Here is a 20,330-nt window from a genome sequence, read left to right as displayed (position 1 = left end):
TTTACAAATCGTGTTTAAATTATTTGATTTTTCATTGCGAATAAATGGTTTTCCTATAAAGAAAGCTCAAGCTGAATTTGAAAAAATTATAGCCATTTCTGATGATAAATTTGAAAATTATGTCATGGAAAAACGCAATGAAATTGTAAATTTTCATCTTCAACATAATTTATTTTATAAAAATCTTGTTGGAAAATCTGAAATTGAAATCTGGAATGATTTACCCGTTTTAACCAAAAAAGATTTGCAACAACCTTTGGAAGATAGACTTTCAAATGGGTATTCTACAAAAACAGTTTTTGTCAATAAAACGTCTGGTTCAAGTGGTGATCCTTTTATTTTCGCAAAAGACAAAGCTTGTCATGCCTTAACTTGGGCTTCTATCATTTATCGTTTTGGTTGGTATGGCATTGATATTAATTCCAGTTATCAAGCTCGTTTTTATGGCATTCCTTTGGATTTTATTGGCCATAAAAAAGAACGTTTAAAGGATTTTTTAAGCAACAGATATCGTTTCTCAATTTTTGATTTATCTGATGATGTTTTAGAAAAAGTATTGAGGAAGTTTCAGAAATCAAATTTTGATTACATTAATGGTTATACGAGTTCGATTGTTTTATTTGCGAAATTTCTTCAGTCAAAAAACATTGTTTTAAAAACAATTTGTCCAACATTAAAAGTATGTTTGGTTACTTCTGAAATGCTTTTTGAAGAAGACAAAACATTAATGGAAAAACAATTTGGTATTCCAATTGTGAATGAATATGGTGCTTCTGAATTAGATTTAATTGCTTTTGAAAACACAAAAGGTGAATGGCAAGTTAACAGTGAAACATTATTCGTTGAAATTTTGGACGAAAATAATCAACCTGTTCCAAACGGAAAAGAAGGTAAAATTGTGATTACATCTTTATACAACAAAGCTCATCCTTTTATAAGATATGAGATTGGAGATATTGGAATTTTAGATGAAAAAAGTACGTTTAGAAAACCTATTCTTAAAAAATTAATTGGAAGAACTAATGATGTTGCGATTTTGCCAAGCGGAAAAAAATCTCCAGGTTTAACTTTCTATTATGTTACTAAAAGTATCATTGAAGACGATGGAAATGTAAAAGAGTTTATAATAAAACAGACTAAAATAGATACTTTTTACGTTGAATATGTAAGTGAATTTGATTTAACTTCAACTCAAATTAGGAAAATAGAAGAAGCAATAGAATTATATTTAGAACCTAATTTGAACTTTACTTTTACACGAAAAACATTTTTGGAAAGAAGTAAACGTGGAAAATTGAAGCAATTTCAATCCATGCTTTAATTTCTATACTTCATAAAACCACGATACATCCAATGTAGCATATAATATACAGATTGAAAAAAGTTTAATTTTTCCACTTCTCTATAAAATTGCCATTGGTATTTAATCAAATCTGATTTTTTTCTGGAAAGTGAATTTTCTCTGATGCGATAAATAGCTTTAGGTTCTTGAATGCCATAAGCATAAGGAATTTCTTTTAAATACTGCAACCACAAACCCATATCTTGACGTTTTCTTATCAAAGGCATTGACTTTTTGCCCAAAGTTTCAATATCCAAAAAAGCAGTCAAACAACTAATTGAATTTGATTTTAGAATATCTGTATAAGTTACTTTTTGAGGAACAATAAAATCAGAATAAATGAAATTTAAATTTTCATCAGAACGTTTGTAAGATGAAAACACAAAATGAATTCTTGTTTCTTGAATGGTTTTGATGCTGTTTTCTATAAAATCTTCGAACCAAATATCATCTGCATCTAAAAACGTCATGTATTTTCCGGATACATTTTCAATTCCTTTATTACGAGCTACTGCTGGTCCAGAATTTGAAGTCAATTGATGCAATTGTATTCGGTTGTCTTTTGCAATAAAATCTTTGATTAAATTAACAGTATTGTCTGATGAACAATCGTCAACCAAAATCATTTCCCAATTTTTATAAGTTTGTTTTTGAACCGATTGAATAGTTTCAGCAATGTATTTCGCTGAGTTAAACGTTGGAGTTACTATGGATACTAAGTTATTCATTAGTATGCTTTTTCTTCTCCTTTAAAAATATTTACAACAGTTTGAATAATTATCTTAATATCCATGATGAATGACCAATTTTCGATATAAAAAACATCAAATTTAATTCTATTTATCATATCTTCATCTGTTTCAATTTCTCCTCTGAAACCTTTTACCTGAGCAAGACCAGTGATTCCTGGTTTTACATAATGACGAACCATGTATTTTTTAATCTTATTCCCATAAGCAACATTTTGTGACCATAAGTGAGGTCTAGGGCCAACAACAGACATTTCTCCCTTTAGAACATTCAAAAATTGTGGAATTTCGTCAATACTTGTTTTTCTTATAAATCTACCTATTTTAGTAACTCGAGGATCATTCTTTGATGCTTCTGTTTCAGTTAATCCATTTATTTTCATTGATCTAAACTTGTAACAACTAAATTCTTCTTCATTGATTCCTGGTCTACTTTGTTTGAAAAAAACTGGTCCTTGAGATTCTAGTTTTATTAAAATCGCTAAAATTGGTGCTAACCAAGATAAAACTCCAACAACTATGACAAGTGAAAATAAAATGTCAAATATCCTTTTAATTAATTGAATTGTTGGATGGTGTAAAGGTGTTTTTTGTAATGTTAATACTGGAAATAAATCGTAATAATTTGTTCTGAATTTTTTAGAGAAAATTGCTGTTGTATCAGGAATAAATTTAATTTCGATTCTATTTTCATCTGAAAATTCTATCAATTCTTTCATTTTTTCATTTGAAATTTCGTTTAAAGAACAATAGATTTCGTCAATTTTATTTTCTATACAAAAAAGAGGTATTAGCTCCGTTTTACCTATAATATTTTCATTCTTTTTTTTATCTGAGAAAAAACCTTTAAACCTATAACCATAATCAACTCTTTCTTCAAAGATGTTTTTTAAATTGATAGCTTCTTTTGTAAAACCAACAATAATAGCATTTCTATAGTTATTACCCGTTGATAAACGATATTTTTTTAAATAATAAAAAAGCAATGTTTTTAATAAAATAATTATTAAAAATAACGTGAGAATATATAAAGAAATTGCCTTAACACTGAAGATAGCTTTCCTGTAAAAAGGAAAAAAAGCAATTACTAATAATGTAAAAAAAACAGCTTGCCTTACAATTTTACTTAATATTTCAACAGGAGTTGTAAATCGAAAAACTTCGTAAAACCTTATAAAAAAAGCGACAAGCGACCATGATATAAATAGAAAAAAACCAAAAACAAGATAGTCAATATTTAATCCCTTAAAAAAGTAAGGGAATAATACCAACAAAGCCACTATATCCAATAAGATACTTAGAGGTCTTATATATTTTGAATATCTTCCTTTATTCATGGAATTAGTGAATGTATTTTGTAAAATCTTTATGTTCTTCTTTCGTCAATTCTCCTCTAGACAAAGATTTAAAATATTCATAAGTTATTCTCATACCTTCTTCTCTTGAAACTTTTGCTTCCCAACCTAATATTTCTTTTGCTTTTGTTGTGTCTGGTTGTCTCTGCAAAGGGTCGTTCATTGGTAAAGGATGATACACCACTTTCTGATTAGTTCCAGTTAACTTAATTATTTCATCTGCAAAATCTTTTATAGTAATTTCATCTGGATTTCCTATATTAACTGGTAAATGATAATCTGAAAGTAATAATCTATAAATTCCTTCAACTTGATCGTCTACATAACAAAAAGACCTTGTTTGACTTCCATCACCAAAAATAGTTAAATCTTCTCCACGTAAAGCTTGCCCAATAAAAGCTGGAATTACACGACCGTCATTTAATCTCATTCTCGGCCCATAAGTGTTAAAAATTCTTACAATACGTGTTTCAACTCCATGAAAAGTATGATATGCCATCGTTATTGACTCTTGAAAACGTTTTGCTTCATCATAAACTCCTCTTGGTCCAATGGTATTTACGTTACCATAATACTCTTCCGTTTGTGGATGTACTAAAGGATCTCCATAAATTTCAGAAGTAGATGCTACAAGAATTCTTGCTTTTTTAACTCGAGCTAAACCTAAAAGATTGTGTGTTCCTAAAGAACCTACCTTTAAAGTTTGAATTGGAATTTTTAAATAATCAATTGGACTTGCAGGTGAAGCAAAGTGTAAAATATAATCAAGTTCCCCAGGTATATGAACAAACTTTGTAATATCGTGATGGTAAAATTCGAAATTTTTATCTTTAAATAAGTGCTCTAAATTTTTTAAATCTCCAGTAATTAGATTATCCATTCCGATAACAAAATAACCTTCTTTTATAAATCTGTCACACAAATGAGAGCCCAAAAACCCCGCTGCACCAGTAATTAATATTCTTTTCATCTATTTAATTTTACTCTTTTTGTGTTATTAAATAAACAATAAAATGCAGTGAAAAAGACCACACCTCTTTGTCTCCATAAAAAAGATTCCGTCAAAAATAAACTAATCATTAGAATTGCAAAAGCAATATGTATAAAATCTTTTTGTTTAAGTGCATTTTTAAGATTTATAAATAAAATTATTATTAAAATCACAAATCCAATTACACCTAATTCTGCGAAAACCTGAATATATTGATTGTGAAAATTCTTTTTTTGATAGCCTTCAATTTCATCATTTCCTTGAAAAACATTATAATATATACCTTTTTTTTCAATTTTGTCATAAGATGCATTAAGTCCAAATCCTGTCCAAAATATTTTTTCTTCTTTCAAAAAATCTAAAAACAATCTTGTTTGATATACTCTAAATGAAGATCCTGAGAAATAATCAGTTTGATTAAATTTTTTATTACACCAGGCTTCTTTCATGCTTATAACATTTGAGCCAACATCTTTTTTATTAATTACAGTGTGACCAATATTACTTTCTCCTTTTATTTTAAATTCAAACATTAAACGCTCTTTAATTAATCTGAAAGAAAAAAAGGATAAGAATATAATTCCTGAAATTATTATATTTCTCAATCGCATTTTATTTGCTGATTTTGAATAATAGAAAAAATAAATTCCTGAAAGAAAGATAGTTGAAAATATTATGTTTTTAGAAGAAAGTAAAAAAAGAAATAATAATAAGAAAAGGATAAAAAAATAGTGTTTTATTTTTTTAAATTCTTTAGTCAAAAAATAAAATAAAGCTAAACTAACAAAAACAGAAAAATGAACAGCATTAAGTTCTTTAGTAACTAAATCATGAAAGAAAAAAACATTTATATCATTATTTAATTTAAAATTATAAAAAGCTTTTAAAATAAAATAAAAACTAAATAAAACTATTGAATAACTGTAATATTTGAGTATTTTACTTTTATTAAGTCTAAAAATATCTTTATTTAAAATAAAACAAATTGGAATAATTAATAATGGAATTTCTTTCACTAATGATTTTAATGTTAGACTTTTATCAATAGTCCAAAACCAAGAAAACAGCATCATTAAGTAAAAGATAATTACTAAAATAAGAGTTGCATTTATTTCTTTTATAAAATTAAATCTAAATAGACTAATTAGAAAAAAAAGAGCAATTACTGAACTATTTAAAAAATTAGAAAAAGGAATGCTAATTAAGAGAAAAATGAAAATAACATTTAAAAAATAATTTTTTTTGTCTTGATTGAAATCGTTAATTACTTTTTGAAAAATAGCTTTAAAATGTTTCATTACTTACTAATTTAACTTCTTTTTATGTTAGCAATATAATTAATATTAGCCAATAAAAAAGCGAGTTTAAATTAAACTCGCTTTTTTAATTATTAAATTTGATTTTCAATCCATTTATACGTAGTTCTCATTCCATCTTTTAAAGATTGAGAAGGCTGCCAGTTTAATTTTTCAAATAAAAGTTTATTATCAGAATTTCTTCCCCTAACTCCAGTTGGACCTTCTATATTTTTAATTGACAATTCTTTCCCAGATATTTCAATAGCCATTTTTGCAAAGTCGTTAATTGAAATCATTTCCTCTGAGCCAATATTTACTGGTCCAGAAAAATCAGAATTCATTAATCTCAATACTGCTTCAATGCACTCATCTATATAAAGAAATGATCTTGTCTGTTTACCATCACCCCAAACTTCAATTTGACCCCCTTCCATTGCTTCAGCTGCTTTTCTACACATTGCAGCTGGAGCCTTTTCTTTTCCTCCGTTCCAAGTTCCTTGTGGTCCAAAAATGTTATGAAATCGTGCTATTCTAACTTCTATTCCGTAATTTCTTTGATAAGATAAATATAATCTTTCACTAAAAAGTTTTTCCCAACCATATTCACTGTCTGGAGCTGCAGGATATGCAGAATCTTCAGAACATTTTGGATTATTTGGATCCATTTGATTATATTCTGGATACATACATGCAGAAGAAGAATAAAAAATTTTTTTTACTCCTTCTTTTTGTGATGCTCCAAGTACATTTAAGTTGCATAATGCAGAATTGTTCATTACATCAGCATCATGCTCTCCTGTAAAAATATATCCAGCACCACCCATGTCTGCAGCTAACTGATATACTTCATCAATACCTTTAACGACTTTTTTTGCAATTTCAGGATCTCTTAAGTCTCCAATTATAAATTCGTCTGAATTATTATTACCATATTCATTTTCTTTTAAATCAACCCCTCTCACCCAAAAACCTTCTTTTTTCAAACGGTTAACAAGATGGCCCCCAATAAATCCACCTGCACCACAAACTAATATTTTTTTCATTATAATTTTAATGTAATTTTTTCATCAATCGCCACAAATATAATTTTTTTAATTTATTTTTTAGCAACGATTAAGAGATTTTCATTGGACAGTGTTTGATTTATGGCTTAAAACCATTTTTATCAACTTAAAACCTTTAAGATATCTGGGAATAAATGTTTTAGGGTTTGACATGCATCTGTGTAACCATCCTAAATAAATTTGATCCATCCAATTAGGCATTTTACCTTGTCTACCTGTTTTAAAAGCTAATGCAGCACCAGTACATAAAATAGCAGGCTTGTATGATAGATTATCTTTTAGGTATAAACCTAATTTTTCCTGCGTCCCTCCACCAATGTTAATAAGTATCCATTTTGGCTTATTTTGTTCTATTTTACTTAATAATAATGTATCATTAATATTATCTTTATAAAATGGAGCTGTGTAGTTATCTTTTTCATTAATGTTAAATTTACAATTGTTCAAATATTGTGTGTTAATTTCACTATCAATGTCTGAAGGATTTACCAGAAATAAGTTTCCATTATTTACTTTGGTGCTTTGTGAAAGAAAAAAATTTATAAATTCTAAACCTGATATTTTTTTTAATTTTTTTTTGAAAAAAATATTCCAAATCAAAACCATATAACCACTATCAGGAATTACAATGTCAGACTGCAATAACGATTTATAATACTCTTTGTCTTTATTAATAGTTACTAATGCTGGGGCTGCAGGAACCGTTAACAGCCCTCCTTTATCATTAAGGTAATTAAAAACACCTTTAACGCCTCCGTTATAGAATTTGATTCCTAGTATTTGAACTGATTTATAACTCATTTAATAAGTTTTTTGCAATAATACTTAATTTTTAAAGTACTTTAAATCTTATTTACATTAAATGTTGAATTTAATTGTATTTTTGACTTCTGTAAAAATTTTATCATATATAAATTGAATGAAAAAAATTTTAGAAAACCATTTAATTATGAGTGGGTTATATAAAGCAGCCTCTGGTTTGTCTTTGTTTTTATCTATTCGTGTTTTAGTAGATTTTTTAGGTTTTGAAGAATATGGATTATGGGTACTTATTTTTACCATTTTTCAATGGGTTTTATTAATGGATTTTGGTATTCAAAGTTCTCTTAAAACCAAAATTCCTATATTACTTTATGAAAATAAAATTGAACTTCTAAAAAGTTATGTAAAAACTACTTATAAAATCTCTTTTTATATATCACTTGTTATTTTTTTAGGTTTCTATATATTGACTTTCTTTATTGATTTTAAGGTTCTTTTAAATATAGATTTTCATACCAAACAATTTATAGACAAACTTTTTTTATTAAATGTTCTGTTTTTTTGTTTAAATTTTGTAGTCAATATACAAAAATCATTGTATGTTGCCTTTTTAAAAGGGAAATATGCTGAACAATCAATAGCTTTCAACCAATTGGGCTTTTATATATTGTTGTTAATTATTGTAACTTATTTTAAACAAATTTCTAATGAAGAAAAACTTATCTTAATTACACTAACAAATGGTTTATTTTCATTGTTTACAAATTTTTTATATACTTTTATTTTTTTTAAAAGAGAAAAGTTAAACCTTAAAACAAACGAAAAAACACCAAGTTCATTTGTATATGATTTATTAAAACTAGGTTCAAAATTTATGATTATTCAACTTGGTATAATGTTTATATTTTCCTCTGATAACTATATTATTTCAAATGTGTTTAGTCCAAAAGAAGTTACATTATATGAAGTTGTAAATAAATTATTCCAGTTCCCTTTTTTAATATTGTTTGCAACTCTTTCTCCTTTGTGGTCAATGTTCGCAAAAAATTATATTGAGAAAAATAAAAAATCATTATTAGAATCTTTTAAAAAATTTAATCTTTTTTTTATTATAATTGTTACTGGTGTTATTGGTTTGGCTATGTTAATCCCTTTTTTGTTATCAATTTGGTTAAAAGAAAAAATTGAATATCCAAATCATTTTGTGTTACTACTCACTTTGGTTACGTTAATCAGAATTTATGTGACTTTTTATACTTTTTTTTTAAATGGAATTGGTAAATTGAATCTTTATATTTTATTTATAGTATTAAGTGTATTAATAAAAATTCCATTGTCATATTTTTTTGTAGATTTGGGCTTCGGAATAAACAGTGTCGTTTTGTCCTCATTAGTTATTATGGCGCTTTGGGTCATTTTTATCCCATATAAGTGCTACAAAATTGTAAATTCTATTGCGATAAATGAATAAATTTATATATAAAAACAAAGCTGTACTTTTAAAATTTAAGCGTTTTTTTAATTCTCTAACTGGGATTGAAATTATCAAGTATCCAACACCAGAATTAGACAGAAGGATTAAACTTCTGAAAGACTATAATATTGATGTAGTTATAGATGTAGGGGCTAATATAGGTCAATATGGTTCTGAATTGAGAAATATAGGCTATATTGGACAAATCATTTCTTTTGAACCAACTTCAGAAGCGTTTTCTAAATTAAAGAAAGCTTCTTTAAAAGATAATTTATGGGAAGTTCATAATCTTTCTTTAGGAGAACGAGATGGTCTATCGACTATAAATATTTCTAAAAACTCTGTAAGTAGTTCTATATTAAAAGATTTACCTCAATTAACCAATAGTGCACCCGAAGCAACTTTTGTTACAACCGAGACAATTACTATTAATAAATTAGATACATTATTTTCAAAACTTAACTTAAAAGATAAAAACATATATCTTAAAATTGACACACAAGGTTATGAGAAAATGGTATTAGATGGTGCAAAAGATTCTCTTAATAAAATCGCTGGAATTCAATTAGAAATGGCTCTTATTCCTTCTTATGAAGGAACTTTAACTTTTGAAGAGATGAGTGATTTTCTTAAATCTTTGGGTTTTAAATTAACCACAATTGAAAGTGGACATTACGACAAAAATACAGGAAAACTATTAGAAGTTGATGGTATTTTTTTTAAATAAACTATGCTAATGATAAAAACATTTCAAAAACTATCTATTATAATTCCTGCTTATAATGAGGGTCCAACTATACATTTAATTTTAGACAAACTACAACAAGTAAACTTGTTAAACAATATTGAGAAAGAAATAATAATAGTTAATGATTTTTCAAAGGACAATACAGAAGAGGCTATTAAAAAATACATGAATAGCAACCCTACTCTAAATATTCAATATTTTAAACATGAAGTTAATAAGGGGAAAGGAGCTGCTTTACATACTGGAATTCAAAAAGCAACAGGAGATTATTTAATTATTCAGGATGCTGATTTAGAATATGATCCTCAAGAATATAATTTGCTTTTAAAACCTGTTTTAGATGGTTTTGCTGATGTAGTTTATGGTAGCCGATTTATGGGTGGAAATCCTCATAGAATATTATTTTTTTGGCATACCATTGGAAATCGTTTTTTAACTTTTATTTCAAATATGTTTACCAATTTGAATTTATCAGATATGGAAACTTGTTATAAATTGTTTAATACAAAAGTTATTCAGTCTCTTAAATTAAGAGAAAATCGTTTTGGCTTTGAGCCAGAAATCACTGCTAAAATATCTAGAGTACCTAAAATAAGAATCTATGAAGTTGGTATTTCTTATTACGGTAGAACGTATGAAGAAGGTAAAAAAATAGGCTGGAGAGATGGATTTAGAGCAATTTATTGTATTTTAAAATATGGATTATTAAGAATAAAATAAACATATTAAATAAAATTGCATCTCTCTGATTTATATTAATTTTATAAACATTTATCATGAAAAAATATATTCTTTTTGCATTCTTATTTTTTAGTAAGCCTATTTACTCCCAAGAAAATTTAAATTTTAAATTAAACTCTGGCTCCGTTTCAAACAATAGTATGAATTATCTGATAGGAACAACAGAAGTATTCTTAAAATATGATTCAAAAGAAGAAAAAATTGAGGATTTAAACTTTCAAAATTATTTTTCTTTTTATCCTAATCCTGTTTATAATGAATTATATTTAATATCTAATATTGAAGAGCCCTTTGAAATAGAAATTTATGATCAGTTAGGGAGGAAAATTATTGAAAAATTGATAATCAATTATAAAATTGATTTAACAAATTTAAATGTTGGCGTTTATATTGTTATTCCAAAAATTGAAAATATTAAACCTTTTAAAATATTAAAATTATGAAAAAATTTATTATTCTATTTTTCATTTCTTATTTTTCATTTTCACAATCCCCTCAAGGTATTAATTATCAATCTATAGCATATTCATCTAATGGGAATATAATAATAAATAGTAATGTAGGTGTTAAAGCAAGTATTCTAGACATTAGTCAAACTGGTAGTGTTATATACAGTGAAGAACATACTATATTAACTAACTCTAATGGTGTTTATTCTTTAGTTATAGGTCAAGGTTCAGTATTAACAGGAGTTTTTTCTGATATTCAATGGGGTATTGGATCAAAGTATTTAAAAGTTGAATTAGACCCTACAGGAGGAACAAATTATATTGCTTCTGGTATAAGTCAATTTATGAGCGTACCATATGCATTATATAGCGATAATGTAAACCCTTCTAAATCAATAATTAATATTGCAAATTTTCAAAGCTTACGTGAAACAATTGGAGATTCTAATGGTAATGTTGTTTATGTAAGAGGTTATTCTTCAGATGCTGATGGTGGAGGTGGTCATTTTACATGGAATTCTAACTCATCTGATGTTGATAATGATGGTACAACAATAAAACCAAGTAACTATAATTCAAATGGAAGGTGGATTAGAAATGTTGATTCATCAGAAATTAATGTAAAATGGTTCGGTGCACTTGGTTCAGGTAATGATTATACTGACAATATAAATAAAATAATTGACACATATAAAAACGATTTTTTAAAAGTAAAGGTAATTTTTCCAAAAGGCATTTATAAATTAAAAGAAATAGATATTCCTACAGGATTTACTTTTAGCGCAGAACAAAGAGTGAGTCATAGTTTTACAAATGAAGTAGGTGTTATAATTAAACCTGTAACTGGTTCAAATTATATCTTTAAAATCGGCAACCCTAATTTACCAGCAAATAATACTAATTCTAAAAATTCTTGTATTGAATATTTTACAATTGATGGAGATTATCAAAATGTTCCCACTTTAGAAGCTGCAATAAAAGTTTATGGAGAGGCTCATAGAATTTATAATAACAGTATAAATTTTTGTTATAAACATGCATTAATGGGAAAAATAAGTGTCTCTAGAATTGAAAATAATTTTATTCAAGGTCTTTATGGCTTAAATAATATAAATTTTAATGATTATTATGGTGCCTTTCATTTAACTGATAGTTCAGATAATTGGATACTAAATAATGAAATAGGTGTAAGTAATAATTATATAATTAAAAAAGAAAAAGCAGTTAGTTTTTACGCAAATGAATTTCATAATAACTTTATTTCAAATAATATAATTGAAAATGGTGGTACAGGTGCAATAATTAGTTTTGCAACTCATAATAAGTTTTCTAATAATAGATATGAGTTTTCTGGCACAAATGGTTTGGTTTTAATAAATAACGCTTTAAGCAATTTTGTTTCTGAGTCATTTCTAGGTAATGGCTGGTTTGAAAATGAGATGTACTCAGATTTAGTAATTGGAAAATATGGAAATGTGCCTGAAAATCAAACTAGTACATTAGTTTTTATAAGTCCTGTCTTTTTAACAGCTAATAATGGTGCTAATCCTGTAAATATCTTACCCAAATATCATATTACAAATTATTGTACTAATGTTGGTGATTGGAAAACAAAAATTATATCACCAATGTTTTTACCTGGAGCCGCTCAATATAAATTTGCATTACCTTCCAATGGAGATAATTTAGCAATCAGTCCTTATATATTAGATTAAATAAATTTCAATATTAAAAAGAGTAATGTAAAGAAAGGGAAAGTTTTCATGGTCAAGAAAAGTGTATATAATAATTTTCCATGTAAATGTATATTTGAGAATTCATTTCAAATAAGAAATAATAATTTAAAGATGGTTTTTATATAAAAAATAAATATTCCTCATTTTAAAAAATTAATATGTTATTATATATTTGTTATCTATTATTATTTTTAATTGTCCATAAATCAGATTTGAAAAGTTCTTTAGCTGATTTTATGATTAAATCAACTTTGTTGTTTTCAACAGTTATTGTTTTAAATGTAGAGTTGTTAAGTATTTTTAATTCTTTAAACTTTATAAGTATATTATCTTTTTGGTTAGTCTTTGCTGTAATTTTAACCTATTTTATAATTAAAAACAAGAGCTTCCTAATAATAAAAACAAAATTATTTAGTTTAAACAATAATATTTCTGTTGTAGATAAAATATTATTATTTTTAATAATTATATTTCTTTTTGCAATACTTTTTCAAGGAATTGCTTATCCTCCTAACAACTGGGATTCTTTAACTTATCACATGTCTAGAATAATGTATTGGTTGTCTAATGAATCCGTAGATCATTTTCAAACACATATATTAAGACATTTATATCAACCTCCTTTTGCAGAATACTTCATACTTAATATTAATGTACTAAATGGAAATGATTATCTATCTAATAGTGTTGAATTATTCTTTTTAGTAAACATATTAATAGTTATATATGAAATATTAACTAAGCTTAAAATTAACCTCACAAATAAGTTAATCTCAATTTTATTTGTTTTAACAATACCGTCTGTTTTATTACAAGCAAGTACAACAAAAAATGATATTGTTGTTGCTTTTTTTATATTAACTAGTTTATTATACTGCTATAATTGTTATAAAAATGTAACATTAAAAAATTTTCTGATTTTAGGCATAGCTATTGGACTAGCTATTTTCACTAAAGGAACTTCTTACGTTTTTTTATTACCTATATTAATAATTTTTAGTGTTTTTATGCTAAAAAAATTAATTAAAACAAAAAACTTAAAAATAATAAATTTTGGTTTTTTACTCATTTCAGTAATTCTTTTAATAAATATTTCTCATTATTATAGAAATTATAAAATAAATCATTCTATTTTAAATATTGATGATTTTGAAGCTTCATCATATATGAATGAAGAAATGAATTTAAAAAACTTTATTTCAAATTCGATTAAAAACATAGGATTACATTTAGGTTATCCAATAAATGAAAAGTCTGATTACATAATTAGAGATTTACACAAAAAAATAAATGTTGATATAGATGATAAAAAATTAAACTATTTAGGTGCAAAATATTCTGCTCCTTTAGAATTAACTACTCATGAAGATTATGTTCCTAATACATTAGCTCTTGTAATGATTATTTTATCAATAGCAATTATTATATTTCAATATATTTTTAAAAATAAAAGTTATAATAAATTATACATTATTTTGACTTGTATTTTGATTTTTCAAGCTTTTTTATTTATTAGTATTTTTAAATGGCAGCCTTGGCATACTAGGTTACATATTACTTTGTTTATAGTTGGCTCATTACACTTAGGAATTGCATTGCAGTTATCAAGTTATTTTAAGAAAATAACTTATTTATTAGTACCTGTTCTAATTTATTCATTTGGTTTTTATTATATATTTAATAATTTAAGACCAATTGTTCAAAATAGAAAATATACAAAATCCATATCAATTTCTGATAACCGATTTAAAAAATATTTTTCTAACCAGCCTTATTTGTATCAAGAATATGTATTAATAAACAATTTATTATATGATTCAAATTCTAAAAAAACTGGTTTACATTTAAGTGATTGGGAATATCCTATATTTAATTCATATTATTATGAAAAAATTGAATTAATTGCTATAAATGTTACTAATGTTACTTCAAAAATTTACCAAAATGAAGAAGATGTTGACTCAATTATAGCAAATATTAATAAACCATATTTCCTTTATAAAGGGAAAACATATATAAATCAATCACCTAATAATACTTATATTTGGTTCTACAAACTAAATAAATGAAAATAAACCTAAATAAATATCTTTTATATTCTTCTATATTTGCCATATTTACAGAAGCTTTTTTCTTTAATTTTATTATTGATTGGAAGTTATTGTACTTAATAATATTTGTAAATTATATACTACTGCTTAAATATAAAAAAATAACGTTCAATATTTATTTTGTAGCTATTCTTACGTTTTTTTTTATTCATGCTTTTCTTTGTTATACCATAATAAAAATACCCTATAACTATATGCTTTCACAAATACTTGGGATTGCCGTTGTTGGTACTTATTATTATAATTTTGTAAGAATAAATGATGTAAATAATTTAATAAAAACGTATGTAAATATTGCTTTATTTATTGCAATAATTGGTTTTCCACTATATTTCTTAGGTATTAATTTTAACACCTATAATGATCCTCGTTTCTATAGTATTTTAAAAGAACCTGCCCATTATGTTATTTTAGTTTTACCTGCTTGTTATTATTATTTTAAAACAAAAAAGTATATTTCTTTTTTTATAATTTTTATCACCCTTATTATATCTAATTCTTCTCTGGGTTATATTGGTTGTGGTTTAATTTTTATTTTGCCTAATTTAAACCGTAAAAGGTTAATATATCTTTCTGCAACAGTTCCTTTTGTTATTATTTCATTTATTTATACTTATAATAACTTTGAGTTTTTTAAATTACGTGTAGATGATACAGTTGAAAATTTAAAAGTAATAAAAACAGGTAAGTTCAAAGAAGACACAAATTTAAGTTCATATGTAATGTTGGCAAATATATATATAATGAAAGAGAACATAAAAGAACATCCTTTTGGAAGTGGTATTGGGAGTCACCATTATATGCATACTAAAAAATATTTAAAAACAATGAGACCTCCTCAATACTTAAGATCTCAAAAAAGGCATACTGACAATTCATTTGATGCAAATTCTTTATTTAACAGAATGCTTTCAGAATTTGGTGTTATTGGTTTAATATTTATAATTATTAGCTTTATTTTGTTCTATAATTGTTTTACTAGCTCTGATTATATTTTTTCACAAGGATTGGTTATTTATTTTATTTTGAAGTTATTTAGAGATGGACATTATTTTCCCCCTGAGTTATTTTTCTTTATTTGGATATTTTATTTTTCATTTATCAAATCAAAAAGCAATTTAAATGCCTAAAAAAATTATACATATTGCTGAAGATGTATCATTAACTAGTGGTGGATTAAGAAGCATGATTACTGATTTAAATAATCAATTGAACCTTTCTGATCTTTCGTCTAAAATAATTACATTAAAAAAAGAAGAAAATGATGTTTTTGATTTAGTAGAAAGCAAACAGAATTTTTGGAATTACTCTTCTGATTACCAAAAAAAAGTTGAAATTGATTTAAACCCTACTTCTATACTTCATTTACATGGTGTATGGATGTATCCGCAATATATTGCAGCTAAAATTTCCGAAAAAAATAACATTCCTTCTATTTTAACCTGTCACGGAATGCTAGAACCTTATTTACTAAATGATAAAAAACTTAAAAAATACTTATACTTAAATATAATATTAAAATCTATTTTAAAAAAAACTAAAATCATACATGCTATCACCGAAAAGGAAAAAAACAATATTTTTAACTTAACCAAGCATCCAAAAATAATTGAAATTCCAAATTTAATTAACATAGACAAAACAAACAGTTTAAAATATGACCCTAAAGAAGAATATATATTGTTTTTAGGCAGATTTCATGCTGTTAAAGGTATTGAGTTGTTAGTTGAGGCATTTGAAAAAATTGATAATAAAAATATAAAGCTTTATTTAGTTGGTTTTAAAAATGACTATTGTATGTCTATTTTAGAATTAATAAATAAAAAAGGATTAAACAAAAGGATTCGTTATTATGGTGAAGCAAAAGGAATAGAAAAAAATATTCTTTATGCAAACGCAAAAGCTTTTGTAGCTCCATCTTTTTCTGAAGTTATTGGAATGGTTAATTTAGAGGCTGCTTCATTTAAAACTCCAGTTATAACAACCTACAATACTGGGTTATCTAAACAATGGAATAAAAACGGTGGTTTTTTAATAAACCCTGTTTTAGAAGAGTTAGTAAAAACTTTAAATATAGTTTGCACAATGCATACTAACGAAAGAATTGAAAGAGGAATTTGTCTTTACGACTTTGTTCTTAAAAATTATTCCTGGAATGAAAAAGGATATTTGTGGAATGAATTATACAAATCTTTATAAAAAAAAGGAGATTTTCTTCAAAACCTCCTTTTTTTATTATTGATTTAATACAGCTTCAAGTTGCTCATTTCCAGAAAAACCTGGAGGATATTCACCGTCAAAGTTTAATTCTAATGATTTATTAATATCATTCCATTTAATACCTGAGTTTGCATTAAAATAACCAGAATGTTTTTGATTACTTCCATCAAACATTAATTTATCATTATATAAAACGGAAACATCTTGGTATTTTATTTCTTTTTGTTCCTTATTTGTACTAATTGTCAACTGAAAGTTTTCTAAATAATCTCCTTCTGGAATATCTATTCTTAATTTTTGGGCTAATTCTTGTCCTGTAACTTTTAAAGAAATTGGATGGTCGTAATCCCAATATCCATTTTTCTTGTAAACTAAAACAATACTGTCGTTTTTTGGATATATTACTTCAAGTGCTATTGAAAAGTTATCTTTTTCTTCTACAGTTGTAGGTAACTCTTCTTTTTTTTCTTTACCACATGAAACTAGTGTTAAAACACTAATTAACAATAAAATAATTTTTTTCATTTATTTGAATATTTTTTGCAAATGTAAATTATTTTTTGATTTGTAAATATAAATAACAAATTATTTTTTAATTTATCTTTGTCTAAATAATAAGTAATATTTTTGTTTTGAATAAAATTAAAAAAAGCCTACAGATGACTATTAATGCCGAAAAAAATTTCTCCTATTTAATTCCTTTGTTATTTCTTTTTCCTTTTTTTAAAGAAAATATTTCTACCTTTTTTTTTATTTTAATAACGCTAAATACAGTTGTTTTTTCTCTACAAAAAAAAACTTTTAATTTTAACATAAATAGTCTTTTTCTTATTTTACCATTTTGTATTATTTTAATACATTCTTTGCTATGGTATTCTAGTCCTGAAGACTTAAAGCCTATTAAAAACGGATTATATTTTATATTGTTTCCATTGGTCTTTTTAAATATTCCCAGAACTCTTTTTTCAAAGGAAAAACTTAATTTTTATTTTGAAATTTTAAAGTATGTTGTCTTAATAATTTGTTTTGGTTATTTTCTAGCCTTTTTTTATTTTTATGATTACGAACATTTATTTCAATATAGATATAACATACCTAAGTTCAGAGATTTTGTTTATTATGAAATTCCTTTTTTTAAAATTCACCCTACTTATTTTACAACAATTATAATCCTAACCACAACAAATTCATTATTGAAGATTATCAATGAAAAAAAATGGAGAGAAGTTTTTTTTATTCTAGTTAGTATAATAACATCTGTTGCTTTATTGGCTAAGTTTAATATGATTTTTTTGTTTTTATTAATAGTTTTTATTATTTTATTTAAGACTAAAGTTAAAAAAATATACAAATCTATTTTAGTTCTTTTTTTAGCCTTAAGTTCTTTTCTTATGGTTAAATATGTACCAGGTGTAAAAAGCAGATTTGTAGAAATTGCTGCTAGCTACAATAAACCTCCTCAAGGTATGTCTTTTGATTCAACAAATATAAGAATTGCAATTATAAACTGTAGTAAGCAAATTGCGGAAAATAATTTTTTTACAGGTGTTGGCTTTAATAATACTAAAGATGAGCTTTTGAATTGTTTTAAGTCAAATTATGATTCTAGTTTTTATAAAAACAAAAGATATATGACACATAATTATTTTATGTATATATTAATTTCAAGTGGAATTTTTGGCCTATTATTCTTTTTATTTTACATCTATACTATCATAAAATTAACTTTAAAAATTAATTCATTCTTATTAAATGTTGTAATCTTAAATGTTTTGTGTGTATGCTTAATAGAAGATTTTTTTTATAGACAATTTGGTTTGTTTTATTTTAGCCTAATCTTCTATTGTTTCTTAAATAATAAGAGGGAATTAATTTTTAAGAAATAACCCTATCAGCCCAATTATTAATCTCAATTCCAAAAACAATTTTAATCTTGCTCTTATCCAAAACACTATAAGCTGGCCTTTTGGCTGGTGTAGGATAATCTTTCGTCGGAATTGGATGTAAATCTATAGTAATATTATTAATTTCAAATATTTTTTTGGCAAAATCATACCAAGAACATTCTCCTTCGTTGCTGAAATTGTAAATTCCATAATTAGATGCTGAAACAAGTTCAGCATGACAAGATTCAACGATTTTAATTAAAGCTTCAGCTAAATCAACTGCATTTGTGGGTGTTCCTATTTGATCATTAACTACTGATAATTCTTCTCTTTCTGCACCAAGACGCAACATGGTTTTCATAAAGTTATTTCCAAATTGTGAATAGACCCATGAAGTTCTAATGATAAAATGCTTTTCCCAAAGTTCTTTGATTGCTTCTTCTCCATCCAGTTTGGTTTGCCCATAAACTCCTGTTGGATTGGGTTCATCTAATTCTGTGTAAGGAGTTTTTTTTGTACCATCAAAAACAAAATCTGTTGAAACATGTAATAAAATCGTACCATTCATTTTACAAATTTTTGCCAAATTCTGTGCTCCTAAAACATTGATAGAATAAGCTTTATCAGGTTCAGATTCAGCTTTATCAACGGCCGTATATGCTGCTGCATTGATACAATATTTAGGAATGAATTCATTAAAAACAGCATTTACATTATCGTAGTCAGTAATGTCTAACTTTTCTGAATCACAAAACTCAAATTCAATATCTGGAAATTTTTCCGCGATTGATTCAATAGCTTGTCCTAATTGTCCACTGGCACCTGTAACTAATACTACCATACTTTCTTTGCGTTTTTTAACTCTGGTAAAACTTGATCTTTCTCTGAAATAATACAGTTCTCTAAAGGAAATTGCCAATCAATATTCAAACTTGAATCGTTATAAATCAATCCTCCTTCACTTTCTTTGTTGTAAAAATTATCACATTTATAGAAAAAAGTTGCAGTTTCGCTTAAAACAATGAAACCATGAGCAAAACCTCTTGGTACAAAAAATTGTTTTTGATTTTCTGCTGAAAGTAACACTGATTCATATTGTCCATATGTTTCAGATTCTGGTCTTATATCTACAGCAACATCTAAAACTTCTCCTTGAAGTACTCTTACCAATTTAGCTTGAGCATGTTTACCAGTTTGATAATGTAATCCTCTTAGAACTCCTTTCAAAGAATATGATTGGTTATCTTGAACAAAATGAACTTTATTACCTATAGTTTTTGCAAAAGTATTTTCATTAAAGCTTTCCATGAAATAACCTCTTTCGTCTTGAATTATTTTGGGTTCTATAATAAAACAACCTTCTAATTTAGTTTCTATAAAATTCATTTTCAAGTTCAATTTCGA

The 20,330-nt window shown here is 25.6% G+C and carries 19 protein-coding genes; 10 read left to right on the top strand and 9 right to left on the bottom strand.

Going from position 1 to position 20,330, the window contains the following annotated elements; genetic code table 11:
• Positions 1 to 10: 10 nt before the first annotated feature.
• Positions 11 to 1,321 carry a phenylacetate--CoA ligase family protein gene (locus ACFO3U_RS00365; RefSeq protein WP_379737349.1) on the top strand — a complete coding sequence of 437 codons (1,311 nt, stop codon included), beginning with the start codon at positions 11 to 13 and terminating at the stop codon, positions 1,319 to 1,321.
• On the opposite strand, the gene ACFO3U_RS00360 is transcribed toward ACFO3U_RS00365, so the two are convergent.
• From ACFO3U_RS00360 to ACFO3U_RS00335, 6 genes are all read right to left on the bottom strand, one after another.
• Positions 1,318 to 2,070: a glycosyltransferase family 2 protein gene (locus tag ACFO3U_RS00360; protein ID WP_379737347.1), complete on the bottom strand. Its 753-nt coding sequence runs from the start codon at positions 2,068 to 2,070 to the stop codon at positions 1,318 to 1,320. The genes ACFO3U_RS00365 and ACFO3U_RS00360 overlap by 4 nt on opposite strands.
• Positions 2,070 to 3,428 (bottom strand): undecaprenyl-phosphate glucose phosphotransferase, encoded by a 1,359-nt coding sequence (locus ACFO3U_RS00355; protein ID WP_379737345.1) that lies wholly within the window; start codon positions 3,426 to 3,428, stop codon positions 2,070 to 2,072. Before ACFO3U_RS00355 ends, ACFO3U_RS00360 begins: the two co-directional genes overlap by 1 nt.
• A gap of 4 nt (positions 3,429 to 3,432) precedes the next feature.
• The gene (locus ACFO3U_RS00350; RefSeq protein WP_379737344.1) at positions 3,433 to 4,416 is read right to left on the bottom strand and encodes a UDP-glucuronic acid decarboxylase family protein; all 984 of its coding nucleotides are present in this window, start codon (positions 4,414 to 4,416) and stop codon (positions 3,433 to 3,435) included.
• Entirely contained in the window at positions 4,413 to 5,735 is a 1,323-nt protein-coding gene (locus ACFO3U_RS00345; protein ID WP_379737342.1) for an O-antigen ligase family protein, read from the bottom strand. Before ACFO3U_RS00345 ends, ACFO3U_RS00350 begins: the two co-directional genes overlap by 4 nt.
• Before the next feature lie 92 nt (positions 5,736 to 5,827).
• Positions 5,828 to 6,778 carry an NAD-dependent epimerase/dehydratase family protein gene (locus ACFO3U_RS00340; RefSeq protein ID WP_379737341.1) on the bottom strand — a complete coding sequence of 317 codons (951 nt, stop codon included), beginning with the start codon at positions 6,776 to 6,778 and terminating at the stop codon, positions 5,828 to 5,830.
• Between the two features lie 81 nt (positions 6,779 to 6,859).
• Positions 6,860 to 7,600 (bottom strand): WecB/TagA/CpsF family glycosyltransferase, encoded by a 741-nt coding sequence (locus ACFO3U_RS00335; protein WP_379737339.1) that lies wholly within the window; start codon positions 7,598 to 7,600, stop codon positions 6,860 to 6,862.
• A gap of 118 nt (positions 7,601 to 7,718) precedes the next feature.
• Here ACFO3U_RS00335 and ACFO3U_RS00330 point away from each other — a divergent pair, with 118 nt between their 5' ends.
• The 8 genes from ACFO3U_RS00330 to ACFO3U_RS00295 all read left to right on the top strand — a co-directional run bounded on the left by ACFO3U_RS00330 (position 7,719) and on the right by ACFO3U_RS00295 (position 17,019).
• Positions 7,719 to 9,032, top strand: a complete 1,314-nt coding sequence (locus ACFO3U_RS00330; RefSeq protein ID WP_379737338.1) for a lipopolysaccharide biosynthesis protein — start codon at positions 7,719 to 7,721, stop codon at positions 9,030 to 9,032.
• Positions 9,025 to 9,762 carry an FkbM family methyltransferase gene (locus ACFO3U_RS00325; RefSeq protein ID WP_379737336.1) on the top strand — a complete coding sequence of 246 codons (738 nt, stop codon included), beginning with the start codon at positions 9,025 to 9,027 and terminating at the stop codon, positions 9,760 to 9,762. Before ACFO3U_RS00330 ends, ACFO3U_RS00325 begins: the two co-directional genes overlap by 8 nt.
• A 9-nt stretch (positions 9,763 to 9,771) precedes the next feature.
• On the top strand, positions 9,772 to 10,503 hold the full coding sequence (locus ACFO3U_RS00320) for a glycosyltransferase family 2 protein (RefSeq protein WP_379737335.1): 732 nt from the start codon (positions 9,772 to 9,774) through the stop codon (positions 10,501 to 10,503).
• A gap of 161 nt (positions 10,504 to 10,664) precedes the next feature.
• A complete protein-coding gene (locus ACFO3U_RS00315) occupies positions 10,665 to 10,967 on the top strand; it encodes a T9SS type A sorting domain-containing protein (protein ID WP_379737333.1) in 303 nt (100 codons plus the stop codon).
• Complete coding sequence (locus tag ACFO3U_RS00310) at positions 10,964 to 12,688, top strand: right-handed parallel beta-helix repeat-containing protein (RefSeq protein ID WP_379737331.1); 1,725 nt, start codon at positions 10,964 to 10,966, stop codon at positions 12,686 to 12,688. Before ACFO3U_RS00315 ends, ACFO3U_RS00310 begins: the two co-directional genes overlap by 4 nt.
• Positions 12,689 to 12,867: 179 nt before the next feature.
• Positions 12,868 to 14,778, top strand: coding sequence for an ArnT family glycosyltransferase (locus ACFO3U_RS00305; protein ID WP_379737330.1), 1,911 nt, complete (start codon positions 12,868 to 12,870; stop codon positions 14,776 to 14,778).
• Between the two features lie 236 nt (positions 14,779 to 15,014).
• Positions 15,015 to 15,950, top strand: coding sequence for an O-antigen ligase family protein (locus ACFO3U_RS00300; protein WP_379737328.1), 936 nt, complete (start codon positions 15,015 to 15,017; stop codon positions 15,948 to 15,950).
• On the top strand, positions 15,943 to 17,019 hold the full coding sequence (locus ACFO3U_RS00295) for a glycosyltransferase (RefSeq protein WP_379737326.1): 1,077 nt from the start codon (positions 15,943 to 15,945) through the stop codon (positions 17,017 to 17,019). Before ACFO3U_RS00300 ends, ACFO3U_RS00295 begins: the two co-directional genes overlap by 8 nt.
• A 36-nt stretch (positions 17,020 to 17,055) precedes the next feature.
• On the opposite strand, the gene ACFO3U_RS00290 is transcribed toward ACFO3U_RS00295, so the two are convergent.
• The gene (locus tag ACFO3U_RS00290) at positions 17,056 to 17,565 is read right to left on the bottom strand and encodes a hypothetical protein (RefSeq protein WP_379737324.1); all 510 of its coding nucleotides are present in this window, start codon (positions 17,563 to 17,565) and stop codon (positions 17,056 to 17,058) included.
• A gap of 107 nt (positions 17,566 to 17,672) precedes the next feature.
• Between ACFO3U_RS00290 and ACFO3U_RS00285 the strand changes: the two genes are divergently transcribed.
• Positions 17,673 to 18,926, top strand: coding sequence for an O-antigen ligase family protein (locus ACFO3U_RS00285; protein WP_379737322.1), 1,254 nt, complete (start codon positions 17,673 to 17,675; stop codon positions 18,924 to 18,926).
• On the opposite strand, the gene rfbD is transcribed toward ACFO3U_RS00285, so the two are convergent.
• Positions 18,916 to 19,767 (bottom strand): dTDP-4-dehydrorhamnose reductase, encoded by an 852-nt coding sequence (gene rfbD, locus ACFO3U_RS00280; protein WP_379737320.1) that lies wholly within the window; start codon positions 19,765 to 19,767, stop codon positions 18,916 to 18,918. The two genes, ACFO3U_RS00285 and rfbD, sit on opposite strands and share 11 nt — an antisense overlap.
• Positions 19,761 to 20,312 (bottom strand): dTDP-4-dehydrorhamnose 3,5-epimerase, encoded by a 552-nt coding sequence (gene rfbC / locus ACFO3U_RS00275; RefSeq protein WP_379737318.1) that lies wholly within the window; start codon positions 20,310 to 20,312, stop codon positions 19,761 to 19,763. The genes rfbD and rfbC overlap by 7 nt, the downstream gene beginning before the upstream one ends.
• Positions 20,313 to 20,330: the final 18 nt, after the last annotated feature.

This window comes from Flavobacterium ponti (assembly GCF_042652765.1).
GTDB classification, from domain to species: domain Bacteria; phylum Bacteroidota; class Bacteroidia; order Flavobacteriales; family Flavobacteriaceae; genus Flavobacterium; species Flavobacterium ponti.
Note: the sequence above shows the minus strand (reverse complement) of the source record. Positions and strands in the feature narration are given on the sequence as shown.

What these genes read in the sequence shown, in the direction of transcription:
- ACFO3U_RS00360 (WP_379737347.1), bottom strand. Translation starts at nt 2,070, where the DNA reads ATGAATAACTTAGTATCCATAGTAACTCCAACGTTTAACTCAGCGAAA.
- ACFO3U_RS00355 (WP_379737345.1), bottom strand. Translation starts at nt 3,428, where the DNA reads ATGAATAAAGGAAGATATTCAAAATATATAAGACCTCTAAGTATCTTA.
- ACFO3U_RS00350 (WP_379737344.1), bottom strand. Translation starts at nt 4,416, where the DNA reads ATGAAAAGAATATTAATTACTGGTGCAGCGGGGTTTTTGGGCTCTCAT.
- ACFO3U_RS00345 (WP_379737342.1), bottom strand. Translation starts at nt 5,735, where the DNA reads ATGAAACATTTTAAAGCTATTTTTCAAAAAGTAATTAACGATTTCAAT.
- ACFO3U_RS00340 (WP_379737341.1), bottom strand. Translation starts at nt 6,778, where the DNA reads ATGAAAAAAATATTAGTTTGTGGTGCAGGTGGATTTATTGGGGGCCAT.
- ACFO3U_RS00335 (WP_379737339.1), bottom strand. Translation starts at nt 7,600, where the DNA reads ATGAGTTATAAATCAGTTCAAATACTAGGAATCAAATTCTATAACGGA.
- ACFO3U_RS00330 (WP_379737338.1), top strand. Translation starts at nt 7,719, where the DNA reads ATGAAAAAAATTTTAGAAAACCATTTAATTATGAGTGGGTTATATAAA.
- ACFO3U_RS00325 (WP_379737336.1), top strand. Translation starts at nt 9,025, where the DNA reads ATGAATAAATTTATATATAAAAACAAAGCTGTACTTTTAAAATTTAAG.
- ACFO3U_RS00320 (WP_379737335.1), top strand. Translation starts at nt 9,772, where the DNA reads ATGATAAAAACATTTCAAAAACTATCTATTATAATTCCTGCTTATAAT.
- ACFO3U_RS00315 (WP_379737333.1), top strand. Translation starts at nt 10,665, where the DNA reads ATGAATTATCTGATAGGAACAACAGAAGTATTCTTAAAATATGATTCA.
- ACFO3U_RS00310 (WP_379737331.1), top strand. Translation starts at nt 10,964, where the DNA reads ATGAAAAAATTTATTATTCTATTTTTCATTTCTTATTTTTCATTTTCA.
- ACFO3U_RS00305 (WP_379737330.1), top strand. Translation starts at nt 12,868, where the DNA reads ATGTTATTATATATTTGTTATCTATTATTATTTTTAATTGTCCATAAA.
- ACFO3U_RS00300 (WP_379737328.1), top strand. Translation starts at nt 15,015, where the DNA reads ATGCTTTCACAAATACTTGGGATTGCCGTTGTTGGTACTTATTATTAT.
- ACFO3U_RS00295 (WP_379737326.1), top strand. Translation starts at nt 15,943, where the DNA reads ATGCCTAAAAAAATTATACATATTGCTGAAGATGTATCATTAACTAGT.
- ACFO3U_RS00290 (WP_379737324.1), bottom strand. Translation starts at nt 17,565, where the DNA reads ATGAAAAAAATTATTTTATTGTTAATTAGTGTTTTAACACTAGTTTCA.
- rfbD (WP_379737320.1), bottom strand. Translation starts at nt 19,767, where the DNA reads ATGGTAGTATTAGTTACAGGTGCCAGTGGACAATTAGGACAAGCTATT.
- rfbC (WP_379737318.1), bottom strand. Translation starts at nt 20,312, where the DNA reads ATGAATTTTATAGAAACTAAATTAGAAGGTTGTTTTATTATAGAACCC.